11 protein-coding genes and 1 pseudogene are annotated in these 14,915 nt (G+C 70.2%); 9 read left to right on the forward strand and 3 right to left on the reverse strand.

Annotation, left to right across the window (positions count from 1 at the left end):
• Positions 1-57: 57 nt before the first annotated feature.
• Positions 58-3,909 carry an endo-alpha-N-acetylgalactosaminidase family protein gene (locus OG452_RS08755; protein WP_327295040.1) on the reverse strand — a complete coding sequence of 1,284 codons (3,852 nt, stop codon included), beginning with the start codon at positions 3,907-3,909 and terminating at the stop codon, positions 58-60.
• A 167-nt stretch (positions 3,910-4,076) separates the two neighbouring features.
• On the opposite strand from OG452_RS08755, the gene OG452_RS08760 reads away from it, so the two are divergent.
• Both OG452_RS08760 and OG452_RS08765 read left to right on the forward strand, forming a co-directional pair.
• Positions 4,077-4,451, forward strand: coding sequence for an RNA polymerase sigma factor (locus tag OG452_RS08760; protein WP_442809982.1), 375 nt, complete (start codon positions 4,077-4,079; stop codon positions 4,449-4,451).
• Positions 4,436-5,215 carry a hypothetical protein gene (locus OG452_RS08765; RefSeq protein ID WP_327295041.1) on the forward strand — a complete coding sequence of 260 codons (780 nt, stop codon included), beginning with the start codon at positions 4,436-4,438 and terminating at the stop codon, positions 5,213-5,215. The genes OG452_RS08760 and OG452_RS08765 overlap by 16 nt, the downstream gene beginning before the upstream one ends.
• Positions 5,216-5,689: 474 nt before the next feature.
• Here OG452_RS08765 and OG452_RS08770 read toward each other — a convergent pair whose 3' ends face one another.
• The gene (locus OG452_RS08770) at positions 5,690-6,199 is read right to left on the reverse strand and encodes a hypothetical protein (RefSeq protein WP_327295042.1); all 510 of its coding nucleotides are present in this window, start codon (positions 6,197-6,199) and stop codon (positions 5,690-5,692) included.
• Between the two features lie 320 nt (positions 6,200-6,519).
• Here OG452_RS08770 and OG452_RS08775 point away from each other — a divergent pair, with 320 nt between their 5' ends.
• From OG452_RS08775 to OG452_RS08785, 3 genes are all read left to right on the forward strand, one after another.
• Entirely contained in the window at positions 6,520-7,131 is a 612-nt protein-coding gene (locus OG452_RS08775; protein WP_327295043.1) for a YceI family protein, read from the forward strand.
• Between the two features lie 55 nt (positions 7,132-7,186).
• On the forward strand, positions 7,187-7,456 hold the full coding sequence (locus OG452_RS35395; protein WP_442809983.1) for a DUF397 domain-containing protein: 270 nt from the start codon (positions 7,187-7,189) through the stop codon (positions 7,454-7,456).
• A gap of 78 nt (positions 7,457-7,534) precedes the next feature.
• Positions 7,535-8,224, forward strand: coding sequence for a hypothetical protein (locus OG452_RS08785; RefSeq protein ID WP_327299561.1), 690 nt, complete (start codon positions 7,535-7,537; stop codon positions 8,222-8,224).
• A 59-nt stretch (positions 8,225-8,283) separates the two neighbouring features.
• Here OG452_RS08785 and OG452_RS08790 read toward each other — a convergent pair whose 3' ends face one another.
• Positions 8,284-9,759, reverse strand: coding sequence for an MFS transporter (locus tag OG452_RS08790; protein ID WP_327295044.1), 1,476 nt, complete (start codon positions 9,757-9,759; stop codon positions 8,284-8,286).
• A 435-nt stretch (positions 9,760-10,194) separates the two neighbouring features.
• Between OG452_RS08790 and OG452_RS08795 the strand changes: the two genes are divergently transcribed.
• From OG452_RS08795 to OG452_RS08810, 4 genes and pseudogenes are all read left to right on the forward strand, one after another.
• Entirely contained in the window at positions 10,195-10,941 is a 747-nt protein-coding gene (locus tag OG452_RS08795) for a GntR family transcriptional regulator (RefSeq protein WP_327295045.1), read from the forward strand.
• A 132-nt stretch (positions 10,942-11,073) separates the two neighbouring features.
• Positions 11,074-12,252, forward strand: a complete 1,179-nt coding sequence (locus OG452_RS08800; protein WP_327295046.1) for an adenosine deaminase — start codon at positions 11,074-11,076, stop codon at positions 12,250-12,252.
• A 749-nt stretch (positions 12,253-13,001) separates the two neighbouring features.
• Entirely contained in the window at positions 13,002-14,135 is a 1,134-nt protein-coding gene (locus OG452_RS08805; RefSeq protein ID WP_327295047.1) for a globin domain-containing protein, read from the forward strand.
• Positions 14,136-14,173: 38 nt separating this feature from the next.
• Positions 14,174-14,812 (forward strand): annotated as a pseudogene (locus tag OG452_RS08810) (pyridoxamine 5'-phosphate oxidase family protein); the annotation flags it as partial.
• Positions 14,813-14,915: the final 103 nt, after the last annotated feature.

Below are 14,915 nucleotides of genomic sequence, written 5' to 3' on the forward strand. Positions count from 1 at the left end.
GGCCTTCAAGCGGCCGACCTTCAAGCAGCCGCCCTTCAACCGCCAGCGGCCGGCCCGTCAGCCGCCGCAGTGGAAGCGGGCGTCGCCCCAGTCCGCGTGGTCGTTGCCCGGCCCGTCGCCGCCGTCACCGGTGACGAGGTCGACGTACTTCGCCCCGGTCACGTCGGCCGTCAGCGGCCAGGCACCGTCGGCTCCCTTGAGCACCGGCGACTTCACCTTTTCCGTGCCGTCGGCGACCACACTCAACTGCACGCTGCCGCGCGTCCCCTGCGAGCTGTCGAGACCCGCCTGCGCGGTGAAGGACGTGCACCGGCCGCCCAGGTAGTAGCGGATGGTGCCGGGCGACGCGGTGCCGAGCCCCTTCGCGTACACCTTGCCGCCGATGGTCAGCGGTGTGCCGTCCCCCGCCGCTGTCTCGCCGTTGTCCATGTCCTTCTCGGCCGGTCCCCAGCCGTTCACCATGGACGTCCAGTCGAGGTCGCTCGCGTAGCTGTCCTCGGTGGGCGGCGGCGGGAGCGTGCGGACCGAGGCGGACGCGGTCAGCTTCCGGGTGCTGCCGCCGACCGTGTACGAGCCGGTGGAGCGCAGCTCGTACGGCTGGTATGCCGCGTCCACCGGCGGGGTGACCTGCCAGCTGCCGGTGGCCTTGGCTCCAGGGGCCACGGTGTCGAAGGTGACCGGCCCCGCGGGCTCGGCCTGCCAGCCGTGGGGCAGGTCCAGGCTCACCGATACACCGGTCGCCGCGGTGGCCTCGTAGTTGGTGAAGGTGGCCGAGACCTCGTTCTTCGCACCCGGTTCCAGTGTCTGGCCGGCCGGGTCGACGGAGAGCGTGCCGCAGGCGGCCTGTCCGCTCGCCGGGCCCAGGTCGGTCACCGTGAAGTTGTCGAGCACGAAGTCGGCGCCGTCGGGCGCCCCTTCGGCCTTGCGCAGCCCGGTGAAGGTGTCCCCACAGCCGGCCGTGAGCTGCTCGCTGAAGTGCCCGGTGGTCCGCTGTCTGCCGATGGGGGTGCTCCGGGTCTCCACCGACGCGGCGCCGGAGCCCGACGCACGGTCGTAGCCGTCGACCCACGCATAGGCGCCCGCGTCGCTCGACTGGTAGTCGAACTGCACCTGATACGCGTGTCCTTCGGCCATCGGGACGGTCCACGGCGCGGTCCGGTAGACGAGGCCGGTGTTCTCCTCGTGCGACTTCAGCGACTGGCCGTCGCCGACGACGTCGTCGATGGCCTTCCCGTTCCACCCCGCCTGGGTGTACGGGGCGTGTTTCTGCGCGATATGGGTGCGGGGGTCGGTGTCGCCGCCCGCGTCGCCCTTGAGGAACGGGCCCCAGCCCTGGTCGACGTGTTCGAAGTCCTCGGACGCGACCGTTCCCGCCCTGACCGTCGGAGCGTTCGCCACCACCCGGATGTCATCGAGCCGCACGGTGGCCGCCGAGCCCTTCGCGGCCTCGATCCTGAGCGTGGTGGCGCCGTTCCCCGGCGCCGTGAAGTTGACCGCCGCCCGCTGGAAGTACGTGCCGTGCCAGTCGGAGGCGGCGACCATGTTCTTCGCGGTCGACCGCTCGACCGCCACCGACTTCCCGCCCGCCGAGAGCGTCGTACGCCTCGAACCGCCGGGCTGGACCTCGATCCAGGCGGATGCGGAGTAGCGGGCCCCGGGCTTGAGTCCCTTGAGCTGCTGGGAGACGGCCGCCGTGCCGCTTCCGGAGAGCGCGGCGCTGTTGCGGCCCTGGCTGTCGGTGGCCCGTACGGCGGTGCCGGTCCGCTGCCAGTCGCTCAGCTTCGCGTCGTTGAAGCCGGGGTCCCTGACCAGGGTGTCCTGGCCCCAGCGGGGGTCGGCCTGCTTCGGGGCGTGGTCCGGGTAGAGCACGTACGGCTGGCCCGCGGCCGCTGTCAGGGTGATCCGCCCCTTGACCGGCTTGACGGTGCCGACGCTTGTGCGGCCGTTGTCGGTGAGCTTGTAGACGGTGTACGCGCCGCTCCCCGGCACCTCCCAACTGGTCGTGCCGCCGGCCTCGTTGTAGTGGTAGAGCTTCTTTCCGCCGTCCCACGGGATCAGGTAGCCGGTCCCGTCGATGACCTGCCGCCCGTGGTCGTAGACGGCCCGCCTGCCGTCCTTGACCGTGCCGGTGACCCCGCCGGTGAAGGTGATGTCGTTGCCGTCCCAGCGGGTGATCTTCTGGTGCTGGAGGTACTTGGCGGGGAGGTCCTTCTGCCAGACGGTGTCGTAGAACTTCGTCCAGTTGGTCTCGCCCGTCCAGCCCTCGAACTCCTGGATGGCGGTCTGGCCGAGGACCGGATCGTTGTTCCAGACGTCCTTCTCGTCGTTCCGGATGAACCGGATGATCTTCGAGTTGAGGCCCTTGTTGTGGGCGTCGCCGTAGTCCAGGTCATTGGCCCAGTGCGACCAGAGCGTGTCCCGCTCGAACTTGTCCGCCCACTCGGACGCCAGGTTCCAGCCCTGCTCGCGGACGGCCTCGGCGGTCTTGTCGGCGATCCAGCCGTGTGTGTAGTAGACGTCCAGGTAGAGCAGCGAGAGGTTGGGGTCGGTCTCGTTCCGCAGCTGCTGGAGCCGGGCGGCGAGGTCGCCGCTGTTGATGTCGTGGCGCTGGTCGATGTAGTAGCTCTGGTCAAGCCAGTTCCAGCCCTGTGCGCCCTTGTCGACCAGGCTGTCGTCGAAGTGGTGGGCGACCGGGTAGGCCTCGGTGGCGTTGATGTGCGCCCCGAACGTGGCGCCCCACTTCTTACCGTCCTTGAGAAGCTTGTTCAGGTCGGTCAGGCCGCCGGCCCGGGTGTTGTAGTTGCCGCCGTAGTCGGGGTGCGCCGAGTCGTGGCCCTCCGACTGGTAGCCCTTGAGCAGCGCGAGCTGACCGAGGCCGTCGGTGGCGAGCGAGATGCGCTTGACGTCGTCCAGCGTGCGGAGGAAGGGGTGGGTGGCCTGGCTGGCGAAGTTGAACGGGATGTGGGTTATCACCCGGTCCGGCGTCTCGTTCCCGCCCTTGGGCTCGATGCCGATCGTACGGAACGCGACTGCGCCGTCCTGCCAGTCGACGGTCTTGTCACCGTTGGCGTCCGGGGTGACGACGACCTTCGCCCAGGGCAGGTTGTTCCCGGTCTCCGGCTTGGCCGCGCCCGCGCCCCGGTAGGTCCACTGTCCGGACCGGACGCCGACCCGGACGCTGCCGTCGGCCTCCTTCTGCGCCTGGTGCCAGAAGCGGGCCGCGTCGCCGTTGGTGGCGCCGGCCGGCTTGTCGTACGAGGAGTTGGACTCGACGGCCGCGGCGAGCTGCCCGGTGCTGACGATGGCGTACGTCGCCCCGACCGGCGAGGCGTCGGCCTTGGTGTCCGCTGTGACCTTGCCGAAGACATCGGCGGTACGGGTCGAATCCGCGTCGAGCCGGGTGAAGGCGGTGGCGGCTCCCGCGTCGTCGGACCCCACCGAGACCAGGTCGTGGCCGGGGATGTCGATGGTCCCGACCCGGAACGCCGCGGTGTCCCGTACGGCGGTCACCTTGAACGTGGTGACGCGTCCCGAGACGGAGAGCTTCGCGTCGATCTCGACCCCGGCCAGGGCTGCGAAGGTGAGGGTGTATGCGGCGGACGCGGCCCGGACGACGGGCGCGCCCTTCACCTGGACCGGGTACGGCTTGCCGTTGAGGGTGACTGCGGTGACCGGCTGCGTACTGCCGAGCAGCCGCGATCCGGTGGTGCGGTCGGTGTACGAGACGACCCGCGGGAAGTCCCTGGCGACGGCGACCGAGAGCTGGGCCGAGCCGATGACGGCCGCGCCCCCGGCGGCTCCGGTCGCGGGCGCGGTGGTGGCGGAGGCGGACGGGAGGGGCCCGGCCAGGGCGAATACGGCGGAGGACGCGGCGACGAGCGCGCGGACGGATCTGAATCTTCGGGACATGGTCACTGGGTATCCGCGCCTGACCACCCGGTCAACGCCCAACGCCCCCGCGGACAGCGGCAGTCCAACAGCCGCTGTCCGAAAGTCCAAGCCGGTGCGGGGAAGAACCGGTGCGGCATCAAGCAACGTCCGGGAACCTTCGGCCGGTTGCCGGACACGTACACAGCATGGAACTGAACAACGCCGGTCCCGCCGTACCGGTCGGAGGGACATCTGACCGGGAGCTGTGGGCGAGGGCCGTCGACGGCGACCGGGAGGCGTTCGGCCAGATCTTCGACCGTCATGGGAAGACCGTCTACAACTACCTGTTCCGGCGGACGGCCGACTGGTCCGAGGCTGAAGACCTCACGTCGACCGTGTTCTTGCATGCCTGGCGCCGGCGATCGGAGACGGTGCTTGACCGCGACTCGGCTCTGCCGTGGCCTGCGGCTCCTTCCGATCGTGATCTGCCGAACCACCGGCGGACCCGAGAGGAGCTACTGATGAAGGTCGGTCCAGAGGACAACCGTGCTTCGCTGCGACGCGGATGGGAGTGCCGCTAGGTGTTGCCGCCGGGGTCGCGGCGGTGAGCGTCGCGGCCGTGGCCGTCTTCAGCGGGGCAGGGGATGCCAAGCCGCTTCTCGCCGGCCCCGCCGGAAACCCGACGAGCGCCGTCGCGTCACCGAGTCCGAGCACAATGCGCGGCTCCACGTCGGGCGGAGCCGGCTCGGCGCCGTCGTCGGCCCGTACGGATTCCGCCCCGGACGCATTCACCATCACCAGCGGGGCGACGACCCCGATCGACGCCGGGACCGTCGCCAAGATCCTGGCCTCCTGCCTGGGTTCGGATGCATCGCGCTACCACGCGGTGGCCGCGGCCCGCGCTCCCGTCGCCTCGCAGGACGGGGACGGCGTGGTCATCGCCGTCAACTCCGCCGATCAGTACGTGCAGTGCCAGTCGAAGGGCGACAAGGGCAACAGCCAGGATTCCCCGCCCACGTTCATCAACAATCGCCTGTGGGGCACCGGCCATACGATCGAGTATTTCGACTCCGTTCGCGAGCCCGTCGGCCAGGGGCGATACCTCATGCTGGGCGCCGGGCACTACAAATCCAACATTGCCAAGATCGCCATCAGCTACGGCGACGACCCGAAGCAGTACCCGGCGGTCATGGCGGGCGGCGCGTTCGTCTACGCGGCGGCTCGCTCCACCGACAACCCCGGCCCGCAGTATGCGGGCCCGAGCCCCTACGTCCATGCCTTCAACGCGTCGGGCGAGGAGATCTACAACCAGAAGAAGGACCCGCACTTCACCGACCAGCAGTAAGCCGGCCCGCGGCGCTTCATCGACCCGGTGGAGGACCAGGAGGCCCGGCGCCTGATACGAGAACGGCGGCATCCTGAATTACGACCCGTTCGCCGTCACCATTGGTGACTGGATCAGATGCGTGAAGGCGGTCTGGCCGGACTGTGGGCCGCCTTTGGGAGCGGCCCACAGGTTGTCACGTCTGACTGATCCGCCAGATCTGCACGAGGCAGTACTGGTCCTCGCCATCGAGTTCCGCTTCATGGCCGAGTGGTGGTCTCCCCAGGGCCTGGGAACCCGCTGAGCGGTGAGACAAACGGGCCCTTCTTACCTAAGGGCTGTCCCGCAATTCCCGGCGGGCGCGCGACGACAGCTACGGCACCTCGCCGCGTTGCCGGAACGTCCACATACATCCAGTATGCGGACGTCCCTCCGCCTTGCGATGCACCGCATCTGACGCCGCGCGCTGATCCACCAGGAATTGCGGGACAGCCCTTAGCAGCCGCCGCAGTTGTAGAACGTGACGTCCCAGTGGCTGCCCTCGTCCGCGTACACATTGCCAGCGCCGGACTTCCACTGCGGGTAGCCGTCACCGCGCAGGCCGATGTACGTGAAGGTGTTCTTGACGTAGTTCGTCAGGCAGGTGGTCTTGGCGATGTCGAGCTTGTAGCCGTTCCAGTGCGAGTACGTGCCGGACGCGTGGCCCGTCTCGGTGCCTCCGGTGATGTTCATCGCGCAGCCGAGCGCCCCCTTCAGCGTCTGGGCGCCCTGCGCGGTGGCCAGGTTGAGCTGGTCGAAGGAGGTGCAGGTGGCGACGTTCCGGTCGGAGCAGCCGCCGGACGACGACCAGGTGATGCCGGATGAGCGGAACATCGACGTGGCGGTGGCGTGACTGATCTTCGTCACGGCGAAGGCGTCGGTGGCGCCTCCGAGGACGCCGACGCCGGGCGCGAAGAGGACACCGAGGACGAGCGTGAGTGCGGCGAGAACCGGGCGGAGTTTCATTGGGGATTCCTCCTGCTGATGACTGCGAGGACAGCGATGACTGCATTGAGTGCGATGTCGGCGTTGTTCGCGTTGCCTGTGGGGCCGCTGTGCAGGTGGAGCGGGACAGATAGTGCCGTAGTTCTACGCGCGTCGCCAGAGGGCCGTCACCGTGCATCGCACACCGATCCGCGCGCTCGCCTCCGCACCCGTCGTCGAAGATGTTGAATTTTGAACCAGATGCCCTTACAGTGAATCCCGTCGAAGGTTGAAGGTTAAACAACCACCTTGGACGCCACCTGTGCACTCACCCCCGCACCACCCGTCCCCGAGGAGGAGCCATGGCTCTGTTCAACCGCAAGTCCCCCACCGCCCCGGCCGCCACCGCCACCACCCTCCCGGTGGACCCCGCCCTGGCCGCCCTGTCCGGTGACTACAGCATCGACCCGGCGCACAGCGCCATCAGCTTCACCGTGCGCCACGCCATGGTGACCAACGTGCGCGGCTCCTTCACCGAGCACGAGGGCACGCTGCACCTGGACGGCACCGACCCGTCGAAGTCCACCGCGGCCATCGACATCCGGATCGAGAGCATCGACACCGGTATCGCCGACCGCGACGGCCACCTGCGCAGCGGCGATTTCTTCGACGCCGAGCAGTTCCCGCACATGACGTTCCGTTCCACGCGCGCCGAGCAGCTCGGCGGCGACACGTACCGCATCGTCGGCGACCTGACCATCAAGGGCGTCACGAAGCCGCTCGCCATCGACCTGGAGTTCAACGGCTCGGCCACCGACGTCTACGGAAACCAGCGCGTCGGCTTCGAGGGCAGCACCGAGATCCTGCGCTCCGACTGGGGCCTGACCTGGAACGCCGCCCTGGAGACCGGTGGCGTCATGGTCAGCGACAAGGTCAAGCTGGCCTTCGACATCTCGGCGATCAAGTCCGCCTGATCACGGGCCCGTTACCGCCCCTCGTGTACGCCGGTGCGCCGCGACCCGTTCCCGGGTGGCGGCGCACCGGCGCGAGCCCGCCTCTCCACCGTCAGAGCTGCAGCGGCGGCGACGGCAACTGCGCAGAAGTCGCCGCCCACCCCGTGCCATCCACGTCCGTGATTCCAAGGCCGCCAACGGTCCTGTCCTGACCGGCACCCCGCAGGCCTGGGCCGCCTTCCTCGCCGAGCGCTGTCTCGGTCTGCGGCGTCAGGTCCCCTTGTTACCAAGTGCGGACAGAACCCGGCGAACAACCCCTCCCCGGGCTCCATCTCACAGGGTGTAGCTAACAGAAGATCCGGTCGGCCGCCCTGTGGGAGCAGGCGGAAGGGCCGGGCTTTGACACCCGTGGGGGATTTCCATGATGACCACTCGCCGCACCCGCCGTACCGCCCGTTCCGCCGGGCTGGTGGCCGTCGCCGCCGCTGCGGCGTTCTCGCTGACCGCCTGCCAGAGCGGGGGCGAGGACGCCGCCGGCCCGGAGAAGAAGGACTCCGTCTCCATCGCCGACTCCACCGGCAACGGCGCCGCGCACAGCGACTCCCGGACCAGTGCGGAAAAGACCAGCGCGGACAAGACCGGCGCGGACAACTCCCAGACCACGGCCAGGACCCGGACCACGACCGAGACCACGGCGTCCCCGATCCACACCCAGCCTCTGCCGGACGGCAGCACGGCCAAGATCTACCAGGTCGGCCCCCAGCACTACCTCGCCAAGCTCGTCCACAAGGGTGAGGTCTTCGCCACCCTGGAGACGCCCGAGCAGGACGCCGACGCCGGGCTCGACGCCAATGACATGTTCGTCGTGCTCACGCTGGGCGGCGAGGTCCACGCCTGGATGGGTGGCGGGCACCAGGGGCCGGGCACGTTCAAGCTCGCGGGCGGCTGGAAGACCAAGGTCACGAAGCTCGGCGAGGGCAAGTACCGCGCGCAGATCATCGGCCACGACGGCGTGGACGCCACGCTGAACGCGAACCAGCACGACACCGGGGTCGACGCCAACGGCATCTACATCGTGCTCAGTTCCGGCGGTGTGATCAGCGCCCACGCGTAGTCATCCGCACCATCTGCCCGGCTGTGCGGTGGAGTTGCGTCCGATGGCGGCTCCACCGCTCACCCGTGGATGGCGGGCACCGTCACCCGGCCACCGTCCGCCTGCGCCGCGTCCTTCGGTACGGCCTTGATCGCCACCGTCGTCACCATCGCCACGGCAAGCAGTCCGCACGAGGCCCACAGCGCGGGCTCGTACCGGCCCGAGCCGTGCGCGCCGCCGCCGGCCGCGACCGTGATCAGGGCGGAGGCCAGCGCCGTACCGAGTGAGGCGCCGATCCCGAAGCAGGCACCGTTCAGGCCGGGCAGCGCGCCCTTCTGGTCATCGGGGGACGAGAGGACGGCCAGGCCGTTGAGGGCGGTGATGCTCAGGCCGTTGTACGTGATCCCGAGCACCGCGAGCGCGGCAGCGAAGATCCACTGATGGGTCATGAACGGCACCGCGACAACGAACGCGATCAGGGAACCGGCAGAGCCGAGGACCACGCTGCGGCGCCAGCCGATCCGCGGGCCGAGTATGCCCGCGAGAGGAGCGCCGATCACGCCGATGGCCTGGGCCGGTGTCGCGAACAGCAGCGCCGAGTGTGTCGCGCTCATGCCGTAGCCGGCCTGCGGGTCCTGGGTGAACAGCGGCACGGTGAGCGTGAGCGCCCCGAAGGCGCCGGCCAGGGTCAGCACGGTCGTGGCCAGTAGTGGCCAGGCGCGGCGCGAGACGAGGAGCTTCGTGTCGATGACGGCGTCGCCGGTGCCCCGGCCCGCCGGCGCGAACGCGACCAGAGAGGCGAGGCCGCCCAGCACACAGACCCCGGTCGGCACGGAGAGCCAGCCCCATGACTCGCCCTGCGCCAGGCCGATCAGCACGCCCGTCAGCCCGACGGCCAGGAGTGAGGTGCCGCGCCAGTCCATACGGCCCGTCGCGGTCGGTGGCGTCGCGGGGACGGTCCGGTACACGGCGAGGGTGCCTCCCACCGACACCACGAGACCGGCCAGAAAGATGCCACGGAAGCCGACAGTGTCCGCGAGGCGGCCGCCGAAGACCGCGTCCACGCCCGCGAAACCGCCGTTGACAGCGGTGATGATGCCTGCGGCGCGGCCGAAGCCCTTGGCCGAGAGGGTGTCGTCCAGGGTCAGGAACGCCAGGGTGAACAGCGCGGCGGAGAAGCCCTGGAGGACGCGCCCCACGAGGAACACCCCGATATCGGGGGCCGCCGCGCAGGCGATGTCGCCCGCGATGACCAGGAAGCAGCCCAGCAGCATCATCGGTTTGCGGCCCCGGTAGTCGCTGAGCCGGGCCAGGGTGACCTGCCCGACCGCCGCGAACAGGAAGAACAGGGTCTGCGAGAGTCCGACGAGCCCGCTGGTGGTGTGCAGCCGGCGCATGACGTCGGGGAGGGCCGGGCTGAGCATGGTGGCGTTGAGCTGGTAGCCGAGCACGGCCAGCGCCAGCGCCAGCAGCATTCCGGGACGGCTGTCGGACCCGCCGGACCTGCCGGACCTGTCGGACCGTGGCGTCTCCGGGCGGTCAGCACACGTCGGCATGGCGGCTCCTAGGAGGGAGGGCGAAGCGGGGAGTACGGAGCGGGGCGGCCCGAGGGGCCTTCGGCGCACGGCGAAGACGGAGACGGGCGATGACGGGTGGCGGGTGGCGAGTGGCGGGGGTCGGCCCGTTCGTCCGCCACTGCCGGCCGGTTCCGCCGATGTGTGCGGAGGTGCGGCAGTCGGCGCTCCCGGGCAGCGGCACGGCCGCGCCCGGAACGCTTTTCATCCCTTGCCCGATCACTTGTCAGACAAGGCATGGTGAAGGACTGGTCTACCTCCGCACTCGAAGAGCTGTCAAGCGCCACCCGCGCCCCGGCTCTGCCACGCCGGTCTTCCCAGCCGGACGTCAACACCGCAGCCTGTGGCCGTACTGCGTAGGCTGAGCGGCCGGGCGGCGGCAGCCGGGACAGCACGATCACACCGCAGGAGATGGCTATGGCTGACAGACAACAGCAGCGGCGCCCGGTCGTCGTCCTGTACGAACGGATCGTGGAAGCGGTCCATCAGGGCGTCTACCCGCCCGGATCCCAGCTGCCTACCGAGCCCCGGCTCGCCGCCGACCTGGGCGTCAGCCGGCCCGCGCTGCGCGAGGCGTTGATCCTGCTCCAGGAGGACGGGGTCATCACGGTGCGGCGCGGAGTGGGCAGGACCGTGAACCATCACCCGCCACAGCGCGGCTTCGAGACCCTCAAGCCCATGGAGGAGCTGCTCGGCGGGGGTGCGGCGGTCCGTACCGTACGACTGGCGCAGGCTCTGGAGGAGCCGACCGACTTCTCCGCGCAGCATCTGCTGCTCCCCGCGCACGGCGAGGTCCGGTTCTGGGAGAGCATGATCGAGGTCAACTCCCTGCCGTCCTGCCTCGCCCATGAGTGGGCAGCCACCGAGGAGACGCTCACCGGTCTCGGCCTCACCCCGGCGCAGGCGCTCGACGCCGCGCCCGGCGCACCGTCGACCATGCTCCGGCTACTGCTGGAAACGGGGCGGGGCATGGCGCTGAAGGGGTCGTCCACCATGGTCGCCACCATGCTCGGCAGCCGCCGCGGCGCGCAGTTCGACCGGCCGTCGGACACCCCGGCCGTGCTGGTGACGCAGGTGGTCCACGCCGGGCGGATCCCCGTTCTCGCGGCCAAGTACATGCTGCCCACCGGGGCGCCGGCGCTGCCCGTCTGGCAGTCGCGCTGACCACGGACCCCGCACCGCCGCCGGCTGCCGACCCTCTGAGGGCTGTCCCCCAGCCGGCCATTTTTTCGGCGGCGCACACCTCCGGGCGGCCCGCGTTCGCGTTCCGGCCCGCCGGGGCTACACTCCCCTCCCATGCACTTGTCAGACAACAACTCGCTCAACACTGCACAGACCGGCAGCCTCAGCCAGGAGCAGATACGGCAGGCGCCGAAGGTTCTCCTGCACGACCACCTGGACGGCGGTCTGCGTCCGGCCACCGTCGTCGAACTCGCCCGTGACGCGCACTACTCGGGGCTGCCGACCACCGACGCCGCGGAGCTCGGCGGTTGGTTCCGCGACGCCGCCGACTCCGGTTCCCTGGAGCGGTATCTGGAGACGTTCGCGCACACCTGCGCCGTGATGCAGACCCGCGATGCGCTGTACCGCGTCGCCGCCGAGGCCGCCGAGGACCTGGCCGCCGACGGCGTCGTGTACGCCGAGAGCCGCTACGCGCCCGAGCAGCACCTCGAAGGCGGGCTGAGTCCGGAGCAGGTCGTCGAGGCGGTCAACGACGGCTTCCGCGAGGGCGAGCGCCGGGCCGCGGCGAGCGGCCGCGCCATCCGCGTCGGCACCCTGCTGACCGCCATGCGGCACGCCGACCGCTCCCGGGAGATAGCCGAACTGGCCCTCGCCCACCGCGACTCCGGGGTAGTCGGCTTCGACATCGCCGGGGCCGAGATCGGCAATCCGCCGGAGGCGCACGTCGACGCCTTCGACCACCTCAGGGCCGCCGGCGCGCACATCACGATCCACGCCGGAGAGGTCGTCGGCCTGCCCTCCATCAAGGAGGCGGTGCAGCGCTGCGGAGCCCACCGGATCGGGCACGGCGTCCGGATCACCGACGACATCACGGTCGCAGCCGACGGGTCCGTCACGCTCGGCCGGCTCGCCACCTACGTACGTGACCACCGCATCGCCCTGGAGGTCTGCCCGACCTCCAACCTCCAGACGGGCGCGGCCTCCTCGTACGCCGGGCACCCCATCGACCTGCTGCGCCGGCTGAAGTTCCGGGTCTGCGTCAACACCGACAACCGGCTCGTCAGCGGCACCACGATGACGCGGGAGTTCCAGCACCTGTCCGACACCTTCGGATACGGCCTGGACGAGTTGGAGTGGTTCACCGTGAACGCGATGAAATCCGCGTTCATCCCCTTCGACGAACGCATCGCCCTGATCGACCAGACCATCCGTCCCGGCTACGCCCAGCTGCGTAACCGGAGCCTCAGCCACGTCCCGGCCGCCCGGCCGGCGCCGGTCGGCGTCACCGCGTAACAGGCCACCGGCGGAGGGCGCCTGCCGCCGCCCTCCGCCAGGGCCCGGGCCGGCCTGGGGGGCTTCGCAGATGTGTACCGGCCCGGGGCGCGCGGCCTGTCGGCGCCGGCCCCCGGCGATGCGGTCACCGCGCAGCCGGTCACCCGCCGTTCACCACCCAGGGCGCCTCAGTGCTCACGCAGAGCTTCGGATCCCGCCTCGGCCGAAGTGCCCGCTACACGGTTGTGAAACTGTCCACAGCCGTGCTGATCACACCTGCGGACGACCGGCTATCCCTTGCGCCAGACGGCCTGCGGACGACCTGTGGACGACCTGTGTCCACGATGTGGACAGCACGCCGACGTGCGCGGGTTGCGCGAGGATCAAGCCCTCGCTGTAATGGCTGCCGCAAAGGAACTGCACTTGTCGCTGCCCGGATCCGCCCTGCGGTCGGCAAGCGCCGCAGGACCACGGAGCCGAGGAGTACGGAAGCACATGAGGGACAGACCTGGTCCGACCGGAATACGCACCGAGGCCGAAGGCCCGTCCGCGTCGCGCCCGACCACCGGCGCACGGTGAGGGAAGTGCCGCACGGCGGCGGCAGATGGTTCCGCCGAGGCAGCCCCACCCATCGCGAGCCCGTGGCGCCAGGTCTGCGCGCTCCCGAGCCGCCTCCCCCGCTCAATCCGGAGTACGCGGCCTCGCCGCCTTTGCCGAGGGCGCTGGCCGGCAACGAACACGACACAGCGCTCATACGGGCCAGCCTCAGCGTGATCGAACCTCAGGTCGAAGAGCTCGGGGTCTACTTCTACGCGATCCTCTTCGCCCGGTATCCGGCGGTTCGCGAACTCTTCCCCGCCAACATGGATGTCCAGCGTGACCGGTTGCTCCGGGCGCTCCTGCGGATCGTCGAACTCGTCGACGACCCCGAGAGCCTGACCCGCTTCTGTGCCCATCTGGGCCGGGACCACCGGAAGTTCGGTACGCAGAACGGCCATTACTCCGCGGTCGGCGAGTGCCTCCTCGAAACCCTCGCCCGGTTCGCGGGCCCGGCCTGGACCCCGGAGACCGCCGGCGCCTGGGGACGCGCGTACGGGACCGTCGCGGACATCATGATGCGGGCCGCCGAGCAGAACGCCCAGCACTCCCCCGCGGCCTGGAACGCCCAAGTGATCGGGCACGTACGCCACCAGAACGGCATCGCGGAAATCACCGTGCTGCCCGACCAGCCGTACACCTACACCGCGGGCCAGTATCTGAGCCTTGAGTCGCCGTGGTGGCCCAGGGAGTGGCGCCACTACTCCCCCGCCCACGCACCCCGCGCGGACTCGGCCCTGACCTTCCACATCCGCGCGGTCCGGAGCGGCCGGGTCAGCCAGGCCCTGGTCGACCACACAACGGTCGGCGACTGGGTGCGGATCGGGCCGCCCCAGGGGGACATGGCCATCGACCCGGCGTCCACTGACAACCTGCTCTGCGTGGCGGGCGGCACCGGGCTCGCCCCCATCCGGGCCCTGATCGAAGAGGTCGCACGGCAGGGCATCTCGCACCGGCGCAGTGTGGACCTGTTCGTCGGCGCGAGAACGGCCGATGAACTGTACGGCCTGGACGACATGCTCCGTATGTCCCAGCGCCACCCCTGGCTCACCGTCCGTGCGGCGGTCTCCGAGCAGAACATCGTGGGCCGCACCGGCTCCCTTCCCCAGGTGCTGGCCGAGTTCGGCCCCTGGGACCGGCACGAGGCGTACCTCAGCGGCCCCCAGCAGATGATCTCCGCGGCGGCCGACGTGCTGCTCCGCCGCGGTCTCGCTCCGCGGAAGCTGCACTACGACCCATGGGGTGCGCCCGCACTCGCCTCGTCAATGCGCCGGGCCCTCGCCCAGGAGGAAGACGATCAGCTGTGACCACCTATGACGGGACGTTCGGCTCCTCCGGGGAGCGGATGCTGCAGGAGGCGCTGGGGACGGCGGACCGTGCCTCCGGCTTCTACGACCGGCAGATGCGGCCCTGTCTCACCCCGGCCATGCGTGACTTCATCGCCCGGCAGTCCATGGTGTTCCTGTCCACGGCGGACGCACGCGGCGAGTGCGACGCGAGTTTCCGGGCGGGGCCGCCCGGCTTCGTCGCCGTGCTCGACGACTACACCCTCACCTACCCGGAGTACCGCGGCAACGGGGTGGTGGCGAGTGCGGGCAACATCACCGAGAACCCGCATCTCGGCATGCTCTTCATCGACTTCACCGAGCATCACATCGGGCTGCATGTGAACGGGCGGGCCCAGGTGTACTCGGCGCACGACCACTACGCCCTGTATCCGCACCTGCCGGCCGACCCGGCGCCGGGCAGGCAGCCGCAGATGTGGATACATCTGTCGGTCGAGGAGGCGTACATCCACTGCTCCAAGCACATCCCGCACCTGGAGCCCGGGCGGCGGCCCCGCGTCTCGCCGGACGAACGGCCCAAGGACGCCGAGTACTTCACCGGGGAACGGCGGCCTGCGGCGCCGTATCCCGCGGCTGGGTCCTATCCGGGGCCCGCGGCCTATCCGGAGCCCGCGCCGTACCCCGCGCCCGCGTCCGCGTCCTACCCGGCGTCCGCGTCCTACCCGGAGCCTCCCGCGCCTACTGCGCCCCCCGCGTCTCCCGCCCGTCACGCCGCCACCAGGAGCGGCGACTCCGCCGACG

Origin of the sequence: Streptomyces sp. NBC_01197 (genome assembly GCF_036010505.1) — a bacterium.
Lineage (GTDB): Bacteria > Actinomycetota > Actinomycetes > Streptomycetales > Streptomycetaceae > Streptomyces.

Excerpts from the sequence above, each read along its gene's own strand:
- OG452_RS08790 (WP_327295044.1), bottom strand. The coding sequence starts at position 9,759 with ATGCCGACGTGTGCTGACCGCCCGGAGACGCCACGGTCCGACAGGTCC.
- OG452_RS08785 (WP_327299561.1), top strand. The coding sequence starts at position 7,535 with ATGACCACTCGCCGCACCCGCCGTACCGCCCGTTCCGCCGGGCTGGTG.
- OG452_RS08775 (WP_327295043.1), top strand. The coding sequence starts at position 6,520 with ATGGCTCTGTTCAACCGCAAGTCCCCCACCGCCCCGGCCGCCACCGCC.
- OG452_RS08755 (WP_327295040.1), bottom strand. The coding sequence starts at position 3,909 with ATGTCCCGAAGATTCAGATCCGTCCGCGCGCTCGTCGCCGCGTCCTCC.
- OG452_RS08770 (WP_327295042.1), bottom strand. The coding sequence starts at position 6,199 with ATGAAACTCCGCCCGGTTCTCGCCGCACTCACGCTCGTCCTCGGTGTC.
- OG452_RS08800 (WP_327295046.1), top strand. The coding sequence starts at position 11,074 with ATGCACTTGTCAGACAACAACTCGCTCAACACTGCACAGACCGGCAGC.
- OG452_RS08760 (WP_442809982.1), top strand. The coding sequence starts at position 4,077 with ATGGAACTGAACAACGCCGGTCCCGCCGTACCGGTCGGAGGGACATCT.
- OG452_RS08795 (WP_327295045.1), top strand. The coding sequence starts at position 10,195 with ATGGCTGACAGACAACAGCAGCGGCGCCCGGTCGTCGTCCTGTACGAA.
- OG452_RS08765 (WP_327295041.1), top strand. The coding sequence starts at position 4,436 with ATGGGAGTGCCGCTAGGTGTTGCCGCCGGGGTCGCGGCGGTGAGCGTC.